This window comes from Actinoplanes sp. NPDC024001 (assembly GCF_040638955.1).
GTDB lineage: Bacteria > Actinomycetota > Actinomycetes > Mycobacteriales > Micromonosporaceae > Actinoplanes.
In genome coordinates, this window is sequence record NZ_JBEZZB010000067.1 from 1 (window position 1) to 12,677 (window position 12,677).

Consider the following 12,677-nt stretch of genomic DNA (forward strand, 5'->3'; position numbering starts at 1 on the left):
GCCGGCGGCCAGCTGTCGACGGCCGGTGCGACACCCGCGCCGGGCGGCGGAGCCGGCGCCGGGCTCGGTGAGCGCGGCGCGAGACCGGCCCGGTTGAGCTTGTGCCAGCGCAGCCGGCCCCCGGTCAGGGCCGTGGTGGCCGACTGGATCAGCACCAGGTACATCAGCTGCCGGTAGGCGAACTGCTGCAGCGGCAGCCGCAGCAGCGGCCGCATCGACTCGCGGTCGAAGCGGAACGCCACCGCCGCGGTGAACATCTGCAGCGCGAGCATGCCGAACCAGGCCGTGACGGTCTCGGACAGCTCCCAGAAGACCAGGCCGTAGACGAGCATGATGTCGACGACCGGCGCGAGCATCGGCAGGGCCACCCCGAACAGGGCGAGGAACGGCAGCCCCACCCGGCCGAAGCGGCCGGACGGGCCGGACTCGAAGATCGCCCGGCGGTGCTTCCACATCGCCTGCATGGTGCCGTAGCTCCAGCGGTACCGCTGCCGGTAGAGCTGCTCCAGCGTCGTCGGCGCCTCGGTCCACGCCTTGGCGTGCTCCTCGTAGACGACCCGCCAGCCGGCCCGGCACAGCGCCATCGTGACGTCGGTGTCCTCGGCCAGCGTCTCGTCGCTCACCCCGCCGACCTGGGCCAGCGCCTCGCGCCGGAACGCGCCGATCGCGCCCGGCACGGTCGGCATGCAGTTCAGCACCTCGTAGAGGCGGCGGTCCAGGTTGAAACCGATGACGTACTCGATGTGCTGCCAGAGCGCGACCATGGTGCCGCGGTTGCCGACCTTGACGTTGCCGGCGACCGCACCGACCGACGGGTCGGCGAACGGCTGCACCAGCCGGCGGATCGAGTCCGTCTCGAAGATGGTGTCGCCGTCGACCGTGACGATCAGGTCGTGCCGGGCCAGGGCCACCCCGGTGTTGAGGGCGTTCGGCTTGCCGCCGTTGGGCACCCGCACCACCCGCACGTTCGGCAGGTGCATCCGTTCGACCAGTTCGGCGGTGCCGTCGGTGGAGCCGTCGTCGACCACCACCACCTCGATCTCCGGGTAGTCGCCGCAGGCGAGCGAGCGGACGGCGGCCTCGATGCCCTCCTTCTCGTTGTAGGCGGGCACGATCACCGAGACCGGTTCGGTCACCGGCGGACCCCACCGCCAGCTTCGCTTGCGCCGCTGCCGGGCGTGCCGGCTCGCCAGCAGGAGCAGCAGCAGCGTACGGCCGATGGTGAGCGCCCCGACCACCACGAAGAGTGTGGCGACCGCGGTGACCATGCCGTCGGCCAGTCGTACCGTCCAGATCAGAGCCATGCCGCGGAACTCGTCGCGGTTCGGCGCCTCCGGGTTGACCGGCAGCTGGGCGACGGTGCCGGTGCTCTCCGCCCGGCCCTTGGCGGCGGCCGCGGCCTGTGCCGAGATGCCCAGGTTGAGGCCCTCGGTGACGGTGGTGAAGCGGTAGCCGCGGGCCTTCATCCGCGGGATGAACTCGGCGAGCGCCGCGACGGTCTGCGAGCGGTCGCCACCGGCGTCGTGGAACAGGACGACCGCCGAGTTGTTCCCGTCCGGGGTCGCGTTGCGGATGATCTTCTCGACGCCGGGCCGCTGCCAGTCCCCGCTGTCGCGGTCGTTGACCACGACGAGGTAACCGAGGTCGCCGGCCTCCTTGACGATCTTCCAGTTCACCTCGTCGATCGCGGCGTTCTTGGAGGAGTACGGGAACCGGGCCAGGTTGGTGCGGACCCCGGTGGCCCGGGCGATCGCCACCTGGTTCTGCGAGAGTTCCAGCTCACGCCGCCAGGGCGCGAGCCGCTGCATGTTGGGGTGGGTGAAGGTGTGCAGCCCGAGCTCGTTGCCGTCGGCCACGACCCGCTTGGCGAGCTCGGGGTGGCGGGCCACCTGGGAGCCGACCACGAAGAACGTGCCGTGGGCGTCGTTGTCGCGGAGCACCTGGAGGATCTTCGGCGTCCACTCGGGATCCGGGCCGTCGTCGAAGGTGAGTGCGATGGTGCGCTCGGGAAGCCGGCTGGTGCTCTCCTGGCTGCCGGTGGTGTTGATGACCGGACCGCCCTCGCGGATCGACTGCGGCACCCCGGACTGATCGCCGACCTCGCTCTGCACGTGGTCGCCCTTGAACTCGGCGTTGATGTAGGCCTGCACGACCAGGACGGCCACGAAGAGCCCGATCAGCAGGGTGCCGAGCAGAACGCGGGGACGGGGCACGATGCGCCGCCGGCTCCGGGCCCGGGCCCGGCGGGTGGGGACGTCGCTCACGGGGCCGCCCGGGTCGGCGTGGCGTCCTGCGCCGGCTCGTCGTCGGCGGGCGGCAGCGGAGGCGGGGGCGCGGGCGTCGGCGCGACGGTCGGCCGGGGCGTCGAGACGGGCTTGGCCGGTTCCTCGGCCTGACCGCCGCCACCGCTGCCCCCGGAGTCACCGGCCGGCGGGACCGGCGGCACCGGCGGCACCGGGCCGGGCGGTTCCGGCGCCGGTGACTTGGACGTGCTGACGGACGTGCTCGGCGACACCGGCGGCTTGCGGGTCGATTCCAGCGTCCTGCTGGTGGTGGGCTTCGGGGTCGTGGCGGCGGACGGCCGGACGCTCGGCGACTTGGCCGGTTTGCTCGGCCGTGACCGGGACGGCGATGGGGAGACACGGCGCTGCTGCGTGCTCTCGGTGCGGCGTTGCACCGACTCCGGGATGTAGCGCTGCTGAGGCGTGCTCTCGGCGGTCGGTTTCGGGGTGGGGCTGGGTTTGGGCCGCGGCTCCGGCTCTTCGTCGTCCCGGTCGTCGGTCTCCAGGCCGGGCAGCGGGAACACGGCGCTGGAGCTCACCGGTCCGCCGGCCAGGCTGACGCTGACCAGGCCGCCGTAGGCGACGACGAGGACACCGAAGGCTAACGCGATGCGCCGAAGCAGCCGGCTGCGTCGCCCCGTGGAGTCGACGAACACGGGTGCGGGCGTCGACACGGCGATGACTTCCGTGTCGGGCGCGTGGTTCTCGGCGGTAGGCGGGTTTCCTGGTTCCTGCGAAGTCACTCGGCGAGCTTAAGAACATTTATTGCGATCTTGGCACGTATCACTCACAAGGGGGACGACCGACTGATACTCAGAAATAGGACGAAATGATGAGGCTGGGCGTTTGACCCGCTGGTGACGGGTCTATCGGATTTGCGGCACCCGTTGCTGAGCTGCGGTGCGGCCCGCAGTCGAATGACGTTACGCCGATTCGCGCATCTATTTGCTGTCGCATTCCGGACTCGATAATCGAGCATTCTTCGCGAATCGATTAAACCTATAAGAGAATTAAGAGGCTAATGTCCGAATCGCTGGGATGCTCGTAGCGACACGGCAATTCGTGACCGCACCCGTTGTGCCAGTCATCCGACCTCGATAAGCTCCTTGTTGCGCGCCCCTATCGCCCGCTTCCCCCGTGGCAGGCGATCGGGGCGCGCGCCTGTCTGCCCCGCGGATCTCAGATCCAGCGGCTGCCGAGCCACATTCGCACCGACCAGTCGTCGTAAGGCATCAGCGTGCCCACGAAGACCGGGTAGAAGTAGGCGAAGCAGAGCGCGACCAGCACCACGAAGGTCGCCGCCACGACCGTTCCCACCAGCTGCCGGTCCGTCCGGTTGGCGCCGGCCGCCATGCCGCCCGGTGGCGTCATGATCGCCCCGAGGACGTAGACCACCGCCAGGATCAGGAACGGCAGCGCGGGCAGGGCGTAGAAGGAGAACATCGTCCGGCCGTCGGCGACCGCGAACCAGAACCAGGGCAGCAGGCCGGCCGCCGCGCCCGTGAAGATCGCGTAGGCCCGCCAGTCCCGCCGGGCGATGCCGAACCAGACCAGCGCGGCCAGCGCCGGCAGGAACGACCACCACAGGATCGGCGTGCCGAGCAGCAGGATCTCGGCGGCGCAGCTCGGCGCCCCGCAGTTGCCGTTGCCGCTCCAGTAGAACGCGACCGGCCGGCCCAGCAGCAGCCACTGCCACGGCCAGGACTGGTAGACGTGCTTCTCGGTCAGGCCGCTGTGGAAGTTGTACGCCTCGGAGTGGTAGTGGATCAGGTTGAGCAGCGCGCCGATGACCGGCGGCTCGCTCCACCCGTTGTCCGCCCGGTAGTGGCGGAAGTAGCCGGTGTCGGTGACGAACCAGCCGGTCCAGCTGGCCAGGTAGAGCAGCACGGTGAGGGCGAAGCTGAGGATCAGCCAGCCCAGGTCGCCGAGGATCCCGGCCAGGATCGGGCCGCGGACGCCGGCCGAACGCCGGGCCTGTACCCGCCACACGATCACCAGGGCGGCGAAGAACGGCGCGAAGAAGAGCGCGCTCCACTTCACCCCGCAGGCCATGCCGAAGGTCATCCCGGCGACCAGCAGCCACCAGGGCACGATCCGGGGGATGTGCGGGGTCGTCGCCGGGTCGTAGCCGCGCTCGAGCGCGCGGGTCCAGCTGCGCCGGTAGTGGTCGCGGTCGAGCACCATCGCCGCGAAGGTCATCAGGATGAACAGGCCGATGAAGATGTCCAGCAGCGAGGTGCGCGACAGCACGAACTGGAAGCCGTCGAGCGTCATCAGCAGACCCGCGGTGCCGGCCAGCACGATCGAGTGGAACAGCCGGTAGGCCACCCGGATCAGGATGAGGATCATCAGCGTGCCGGCGACCGCGGAAGCGAAGCGCCAGCCCAGCTCGTTGTTGCCGAACAACTGCTCGCCACCGGCGATCAGCCATTTGCCCAGGGGTGGGTGCACCACGTACGCGGGCCCGTTGGTCTTCTCGTCCCACTCGACGCCGTGCTGGAGCATGTCCCAGGCATCCGTCGGGTAGTACACCTCGTCGAAGATGTGGCCCTTCGGCTTGCTGATACCGGCGAAGCGCAGGATCGCCGCGATCGTCACGATGATCGCGGTGACCAGCCAGGAGTAGGGATCGAAGCGCCGGTCCAGCGTCGAGAGGCGACGCCGCACGATGGAGGGGACACCGCGCAGGCCGGGGGACGACTCCGCCTCGGCGGGGGAGTCCGCGGTGGTGAGATCAGTCTCAGCTGTCGCCGTCGTCACCCCGCGATCGTAGGACCTACGCCTGTGAAGTGATGCCCGCCATCGCCGCGTCCTGACATGTGATGGACTTTTCCGATGCTTCGAGACGAACAGACCGCCGGCCGGGTCGTGCTGGCGGGCGCTCCGCTGGGCAACATCGGCGACGCCTCGGCCCGGCTGCGCGAGGTCCTGGCCTCGGCGGACGTGATCGCCGCGGAGGACACCAGGCGGCTCAACCGGCTGGCCCGTGACCTGGGCATCACCGTGCGTGGCCGGATCGTCTCCTACTTCGAGGGCAACGACGAGCGGCGTACGCCGGAGTTGGTGGAGGCCCTGGAGTCCGGCGCGGTGGTCGCCGTGGTGACCGACGGCGGCATGCCCAGCGTCTCCGACCCCGGCTACCGGTTGGTCCGGGCCGCGCTGGACGCCGGTTTCCCGGTGACCGCGGCGCCGGGACCGAGCGCGGTGACGACCGCGCTCGCCCTCTCCGGCCTGCCCAGTGACCGGTTCGTCTTCGAGGGGTTCCTGCCGCGTTCCGGCTCGGGCCGCCGCGGACGGCTGCGGGAGCTGGCCGGTGAGCCGCGCACGCTGGTCTTCTTCGAGGCGCCGCACCGGATCGTCGGCGCTCTGGAGGACCTGGCGGCGATCTTCGGTGCGGACCGCCCGGCCGCGGTCTGCCGGGAGCTCACCAAGACGTACGAGGAGGTCCGCCGCGGCGGGCTGGCCGAGCTGGCCGCCTGGGCCGGCGCCGGCGAGCCGCGCGGGGAGATCACGCTGGTGGTCGGCGGCGCGCCGGCCGGGCCGGCGGAGCGGCCGGACGACGCCGAGTTGCGGGCGGCGGTGGCCCGGCACGAGGCCGCCGGCATCTCACGCCGGGACGCGATCCAGGCCGTCGCCGACGAGTACGGCCTGAAGAAACGCGAGGTCTACACGCTGGTGCACAGCACTCAATAGACAGCGCTCAGTAGGCCGCGATCAGGAAGCCGGCCAGCAGCAGGAGCGGCCCGGCGACGCTGCCGAGCACGGCCCGGCGCCGGGCGCGGCGGGACTCGAGCCGCCGCGCGCCGGTCGCCTCCGCGATGCCGTAACCGCAGACCAGCACCAGCAGGAAGCCGAGCGCCCAGCGCAGGTGCAGGAGCACGCCGGCGGGCGCGGCGTAGGCCTGATCGCTGCCCGGGCTGACCATCCGGGCGGGGGTCACCGCGCCGGCGTGGCGGCCGTCGCCGGAGATGCCGAGCAGGGTCACCCGGGCCACGGTGAACTGCTCGTCGCGGGTGGCGAACCGGCCGGTGCACCGCTGGGTCAGTCCGCTGCCGTGGCACCGGGTCGTCGTTGCGTACCCCTCTTCGCCGTGACCGACCGCGAGCCAGAACGGCTCGGCGCTGACCCAGCCGAAGAACGCCGCCATCAGGCTCAGCGTGACCAGCGCGAGCAGCGCGCTCGCCGGATTGCGGGCCGGTGGCCGGCGGCGCCGGCTGGCCCGGCGGGCGGCCAGATCGGCCGCCGCCCGGGTGGCGCGTTCCTCCTCGCTCAGCCAGAACGGATGGTTCTCCATCCGTTCCAGGCGCGCCTCGGATCCCGGCGCCGCCGCCGGCGGGCGATGCGGTGCGAGCGCCACGGTGGGCCGGTTGCGCTCGTCATCGTCCTTTTCCGGTACGGGAGAAGCCCCGCCCTCGCCCGGCTCGATGATCATCAGCTCGCCCGCGGTGGCGAGCCGGGATCCACCGGCCGGTGCCGCTTCGGTGAAGTGCGCGGTCGCGTCCGCACCGCCGGCCGCCCTGGCCGACGCGCTGTCACCCGCCCCGGCCTCGACCGGTGGCTGCTCCTCCTCGCTGCGCCACCAGCGCGGGTCCGGTTCGGCGAGGGTCCACGGGTTACCCTGGTCGCGACTTTCCGCAGGCTGTGGCGTGTCTCCGGTCACCTGGTCATTGAACGCCGCCGGTCCCCGCCGAGCACGTCACTGATCGGGCGTGTCGGGACAAAACGGCATTCCGGCGTGGGGAGCGCCAATCCGTTCGCAGGGCACCAGCGGCGGTCACTACGCTTGAGCACCATGAGTCACGTTCTCGCCGCGGTCGCCTGGCCCTATGCCAACGGCCCGCGCCACATCGGTCATGTTTCCGGGTTCGGGGTGCCGTCCGACGTCTTCAGCCGGTTCATGCGGATGGCCGGCCACGACGTGCTCATGGTCTCCGGCACCGACGAGCACGGCACGCCGATCCAGGTGCAGGCGGACGCCGACGGCGTGACCCCGCGTGAGCTCGCCGACCGCTACAACCGGGTGATCGTCGAGGACCTGCACGGGCTCGGGCTCTCCTACGACCTGTTCACCCGCACCACCACGCGCAATCACTACGCGGTGGTCCAGGAGCTGTTCGAGGGCCTGCACAGGAACGGCTACATCGTGGCCCGCACCACCCTCGGCGCCATCTCGCCGTCCACCGGCCGCACCCTGCCCGACCGCTACATCGAGGGCACCTGCCCGATCTGCGGTTACGACAGCGCCCGCGGCGACCAGTGCGACAACTGCGGCAACCAGCTCGACCCGGAGCAGCTGATCAACCCGCGCTCCCGGATCAACGGCGAGACCCCGCAGTTCGTCGAGACCGAGCACTTCTTCCTGGACCTGCCGGCCTTCGCCGAGGCGATCGGCAGCTGGCTCGACCACCGGGAGAACTGGCGGCCCAACGTCCTGAAGTTCTCCCGCAACCTGCTGGACGACCTGCAGCCTCGGGCGATCACCCGCGACCTCGAGTGGGGCGTGCCGATTCCGCTCGACGGCTGGCGCGACCGGGCCGACAAGCGCATCTACGTCTGGTTCGACGCGGTCATCGGTTACCTGTCGGCGTCCATCGAGTGGGCCCGGCGCACCGGGGACCCGGACGCGTGGCGCCAGTGGTGGTCGGCCGACGCGCAGGGCAAGGACGCGCTCGGCTACTACTTCATGGGCAAGGACAACATCGTCTTCCACTCGGTGATCTGGCCGGCGCTGCTGCTGGGTTACTCAGGTGCGGGCGACAAGGGCGGCGAGGCCGGCGAGCTGGGCAAGCTCAACCTGCCCACCGAGGTGGTCTCCAGTGAGTACCTGACGATGGAGGGCAAGAAGTTCTCCTCGTCGCGCCGCGTGGTCATCTACGTGCGCGACTTCCTGGAGCGCTATGACGCCGACGCCCTGCGCTACTTCATCGCCGCGGCCGGCCCGGAGTCGAACGACACCGACTTCACCTGGGCCGAGTTCGTCCGGCGCAACAACGACGAGCTGGTGGCCGGCTGGGGCAACCTGGTGAACCGGTCGATCTCGATGGCCGCGAAGAACTTCGGGCAGATCCCGGCCGCCGGTGAGCTGACCGCGGAGGACGAGGCGCTGCTCGCGGTGGCGAAGGCGGGCTTCGACACGGTCGGTGAGCTGATCGCCAAGCACCGGCAGAAGGCGGCCATCGGCGAGGCGATGCGGGTCGTCGCCGAGGCCAACAAATACCTGTCCGAGCAGGCGCCGTGGAAGCTCAAGTCGGAGGAGGAGAAGCCGCGGCAGGGCACCGTCCTGCACGTGGCGCTCCAGGTGGTCAGCGACGCCAACACGCTGCTCACCCCGTTCCTGCCGCACTCCGCGCAGAAGGTGTTCGAGCTGCTCGGCGGTGAGGGGGTGCACGCGCCGATGCCGCAGATCGTGGAGGCAGAGGACCTCGACGGCGGCCCGGGCTATCCGATCCTGACCGGCGACTACACGGTGGGCGCGCGCTGGCAGTCGGTGCCGCTGGTGGCGGGCACGCCGCTGAGCGCCCCGAAACCGGTGTTCCGCAAGCTCGACCCGTCGGTGGTCGAGGAGGAGCTGGCCCGGTTGGGCGAGGGCGCCTGACCTGCGATTCCTGACGACAGATGCCCGCCGGCCCGAGAGGGTCCGGCGGGCATCGCCGTAGCGGTGGCCCATCGCACGCGGAACCTGTCCGTTCAGGGATTGATCAAAGTCACGTAGATCCAGTACCGTCACGTCCACCACGGGGGGACGTGGGCGTTTCATCGGTACGGACACGTTTCGACCTGAATGGTGCGCCGCTCCTTCGGTGGGACGACCCCTCGAAGGAGTTCCGTTGAAACCACGTCTCTCGCGCCCCGTTCTGGCGGCGCTCGTCAGTGGCGCGCTGGTCGTAGGAGGCGCGGTCTACACGTCACCGGCTTCCGCCGGCACCCCTCAGTCCGCGATCGCCAACCTCCGCACCGACCCGCCCACCGAGCCCGGCACCGGCGGTGAGGGCGAGGAAGGCGGCGCCGGTGAGGGTGAGACCGGAGGCGAGACCCCTGGCGGTGGCGAAACCGGCGGTGGCGAGACCCCCGGCGGTGGCGAGACCGGTGGCGGTGGCGAGACCGGTGGTGGCGAGACCCCCGGCGGCGGTGAGACCGGTGGTGGCGAGACCCCCGGCGGCGGCGAGACTGGTGGCGGCGAGACCCCTGGCGGCGGCGAGACCGGTGGCGGTGAGACCGGCGGTGGCGAGACCCCCGGCGGTGGTGAGACCGGTGGCGGTGAGACCGGCGGCGGCAACACTGGCGGCGGTGAGACCGGTGGCGGCAACACCGGCGGTGGTGAGACCGGCGGCGGCAACACCGGGGGTGGCAACCCTTCCACGGGCCCGACCACGCCGGCGGACAAGATCGCGCCGACCGGGACGTTCCGGCTGAACGCCAGGTACCTCTGGCACGGCCAGGGCGTCGTCCTCAGCCAGCTCGGCACCGACTACGGCGACAACGTCACGGCGGACAGCCAGATCACCCGCCGGGTCAACTGGGGTGACGGCACCTCCACGACGTTGAAGGCCGGAGCGACGGTCGCCTACAAGACGTTCAACCGGACCAACAAGTACAACATCTCGATGACGCTGACCGACCGGTCCGGCAACCCGTACACCACGCCGGTGCAGTCGGTCACGATCAGCGCGGCCCCGGCCGGCAGCTACTCGCTGAGCACCACGAAGGTCTACCAGGGCGTCCCGTTCCACGTGAACGTGAAGAAGCTGCCCGCCGGCGCCACCGGCTTCGTGATCGACTGGGCCGACGGCTCCCGCAGCTTCCACCGGGCCAAGAAGGGCTCCGTCCGGGGCTACATCCTGTACCTGTACGACAACGAGGGGAACAACACCGGCCGCAAGCTCAGCGGCACCCGGACGATCCGGGTCGCCCCCGCGAACGCTCACGGCGCGGCCACCTTCCAGTACGCCGGCAAGATCAACGTGCTGAAGGACTCCACCAAGCCGAAGCTCACGATCACCAAGCCGAGCAACTCCAACCGGGTCAGCTCCTGGAAGACCGTCCGGGGCACCGTGACCGACAAGCAGTCCGGCGTGCCCTACGTCTACGTCACCGTGGCCCGGATGACCAAGTCCGGCAAGACGTACTGCCTGACCCCGCAGAAGAAGTGGAAGCGCTACACCAACGAGGACCAGTTCTGGGAGTACTGCCTCGAGGTGGGCGTCCGGGTCAAGGTGACCAAGGGCAAGTGGTCGCTCAAGCTCCCCAAGGGCCTGACCAAGGGTTACGTCCTGACCGCCGCGTGGACCTGGGACTGGTCGAACAACCTCGCCCAGAAGTCCCGCCAGGCGAAGCTCACGCGCTGACCTGACGAAAAAAGGGGCCGGCTCCCGCCGGCCCCTTTTCCGTGTCCTCAGATCAGGTACGCGAGGTCGGCCAGGTGATGGTCGGTCAGCTCGTCGACCGGCGCCCACGACTCGTAGACGCCCCGCTCGTAACAGCGGGCCCCGATCCGGTTGATCGCGTCGCCGTCCGGGCGCAGCAGCCGCAGGCGGGCCCAGGTCTCGTCGCGCTGCAGCACCCAGCAGGGGACCCCGCGCCAGAGGGCCTGCTCGGCCCGGCGGCTCAGCGTCTGCACCGGATAGCGCGCGGCACGGGTCAGAGCCCGCACCCGGAACTCGCCGGGCGGGTCGGCGACCGCCTCGTACTCCTTGTCGTCGATCCGGCCGACCAGCCGCGCCGAGCCGGCCGCGGTGCACGGCACGTACTCCCGGTCCGGGCTGACGCCGGGGATCTCGCCGAGCAGCCCGCGCCAGCGCGGTCCGGCCAGCCGCAGCCACCCGTGCTGCTCCGGCTGGTACGTGTAGAGCACCACCTCGTCCCCGCCCGGCACATGCGCCAGCAGCTGGGCGTTGGCGGGCAGCGGCAGGTCAGCGAAACCGCTGGTCACGTACTCCGGGATCAGGTCGTCGGTGCTCGGCGTGAAGCCGGTGCCGAGCACCATCGCGCCGATCCGGGCGTGCCCCGGCAGGGCGGCCAGGCCGGGCTGGGCCGGCTCGGCCGGGACCTCGAAGTCGGTCGCGTCGGTGGCCCGCCAGCGCAGCGCGAACGCGACCCGGTCGTCGGCGGCGCCGTCGGTGCGCAGCAGGGTCAGCTGTTCCGGCTCGCGCAGGTGGGCGATGTCGCAGGACCGGTAGCAGAAGCCGTACGGCTGCCAGCCGCCGAGATGCCCGGCGACCTGTGCCGGGGAGAGCACCTTGGTCATCCGGGTACCCCGGCGGATGGTCGCGGTGGCCCGGATCCGGCGCAGCCCGGCATCGTCGCGGTACGCCGCGGACTGACTCATCAGCTGCACCTGCTGCCAGCTGAGGTCGCGGCGCAGCGGAGCCATCAGGGGCGGGTCCAGCGGGTCGGCGCCGAGGTCACTGTCCTCACCGGTCACAGTCACGCGGCGCAACTTAAGTGACCCCGGTGGATGCGGGATGAACGGCCGGTTACCGAAAAATGCGACGTGCACAATGTCTCACATGCCATCACCATCGGAATCGCGTCGCGCCAAGCAGTCCCGCCGGGCCGGTGAGTTCCCGCCCGCCCCGGAGCCGCTCGCCGTGCCGGTCTTCGACAGCCACACCCACCTCGATCTGACCGTCCAGGAGGCGGGCGTGCCGGGCGAGGGGACCGGCGACCCGGTGGAGGCGCTGATCACCGCCGCGGCCAAGAGCGGTGTGGACCGGCTCGTCCAGGTGGGGGTGGACGTCGACTCGTCCCGCTGGGGCGCCGACCTGGCCGACCGGCACCACGCGGTGCTGGCCACCGTGGCACTGCACCCGAACGACGCGCCCCGCCTCTCCGATCTCGACGGTGCCTTGCGCGAGATCGAGGCGCTCGCCGCCCGGCCGCGGGTCCGCGGCATCGGCGAGACCGGACTGGACACCTTCCGCACCGGCGACGAGGGCCGCGCCGCCCAGGAGGAGAGCTTCCGGGCGCACATCGCCATCGCCAAGCGGTACGGCAAGGCGCTGATCATCCACGACCGCGACGCCCACGACGACGTGCTGCGGGTGCTCGACTCGGAGGGCGCTCCGGACACTGTGGTCCTGCACTGCTTCTCCGGTGACGCCGAGTTCGCCGCCGAGTGTGTGCGCCGCGGCTACTACCTGAGTTTCGCCGGGACGGTCACCTTCGCCAGCGCCGGGAAGCTGCGCGAGGCCGCGGCGCTCACCCCGCCCGCGCAGATGCTGGTCGAGACCGACGCGCCCTACCTGACGCCCACGCCCTACCGGGGCCGGCCGAACGCCTCGTACCTGATCCCGCTCACCGTGCGCACCCTCGCCGAGACCCAGAACGCCGACCTGGACGAGCTCTGCGCCGCGATCTCCGCCAACGGCGACCGGATCTTCGGCGGCTGGTGACCGT

Annotated in this window: 9 protein-coding genes; 4 read left to right on the forward strand and 5 right to left on the reverse strand. The window is 70.9% G+C overall.

Annotated elements, in window-relative coordinates; genetic code table 11:
• The 3 genes from AB0F81_RS25210 to AB0F81_RS25220 form a co-directional block, all read right to left on the reverse strand.
• Positions 1-2,264: bifunctional polysaccharide deacetylase/glycosyltransferase family 2 protein (locus AB0F81_RS25210; protein ID WP_360201017.1), on the reverse strand; the 2,264-nt coding region annotated here is incomplete at its 3' end.
• Positions 2,261-3,025, reverse strand: coding sequence for a hypothetical protein (locus AB0F81_RS25215; protein ID WP_360201018.1), 765 nt, complete (start codon positions 3,023-3,025; stop codon positions 2,261-2,263). The genes AB0F81_RS25215 and AB0F81_RS25210, both read right to left, overlap by 4 nt.
• A 436-nt stretch (positions 3,026-3,461) precedes the next feature.
• Positions 3,462-4,970 (reverse strand): glycosyltransferase family 39 protein, encoded by a 1,509-nt coding sequence (locus AB0F81_RS25220; RefSeq protein WP_360201080.1) that lies wholly within the window; start codon positions 4,968-4,970, stop codon positions 3,462-3,464.
• Between the two features lie 147 nt (positions 4,971-5,117).
• On the opposite strand from AB0F81_RS25220, the gene rsmI reads away from it, so the two are divergent.
• Positions 5,118-5,975, forward strand: a complete 858-nt coding sequence (gene rsmI, locus AB0F81_RS25225) for a 16S rRNA (cytidine(1402)-2'-O)-methyltransferase (RefSeq protein WP_360201020.1) — start codon at positions 5,118-5,120, stop codon at positions 5,973-5,975.
• A 7-nt stretch (positions 5,976-5,982) separates the two neighbouring features.
• Here the strand turns inward: rsmI and AB0F81_RS25230 are convergent, their stop codons facing one another.
• On the reverse strand, positions 5,983-6,942 hold the full coding sequence (locus AB0F81_RS25230) for a hypothetical protein (protein WP_360201022.1): 960 nt from the start codon (positions 6,940-6,942) through the stop codon (positions 5,983-5,985).
• Positions 6,943-7,074: 132 nt separating this feature from the next.
• Here AB0F81_RS25230 and metG point away from each other — a divergent pair, with 132 nt between their 5' ends.
• A complete protein-coding gene (gene metG, locus AB0F81_RS25235) occupies positions 7,075-8,877 on the forward strand; it encodes a methionine--tRNA ligase (protein ID WP_360201024.1) in 1,803 nt (600 codons plus the stop codon).
• A 232-nt stretch (positions 8,878-9,109) separates the two neighbouring features.
• Positions 9,110-10,627, forward strand: coding sequence for a hypothetical protein (locus AB0F81_RS25240; protein ID WP_360201026.1), 1,518 nt, complete (start codon positions 9,110-9,112; stop codon positions 10,625-10,627).
• A gap of 47 nt (positions 10,628-10,674) precedes the next feature.
• Here AB0F81_RS25240 and AB0F81_RS25245 read toward each other — a convergent pair whose 3' ends face one another.
• The gene (locus tag AB0F81_RS25245; protein WP_360201028.1) at positions 10,675-11,709 is read right to left on the reverse strand and encodes a hypothetical protein; all 1,035 of its coding nucleotides are present in this window, start codon (positions 11,707-11,709) and stop codon (positions 10,675-10,677) included.
• Positions 11,710-11,788: 79 nt separating this feature from the next.
• On the opposite strand from AB0F81_RS25245, the gene AB0F81_RS25250 reads away from it, so the two are divergent.
• Positions 11,789-12,673 (forward strand): TatD family hydrolase, encoded by an 885-nt coding sequence (locus AB0F81_RS25250; RefSeq protein WP_360201029.1) that lies wholly within the window; start codon positions 11,789-11,791, stop codon positions 12,671-12,673.
• The last annotated feature ends 4 nt before the right edge of the window (positions 12,674-12,677 follow it).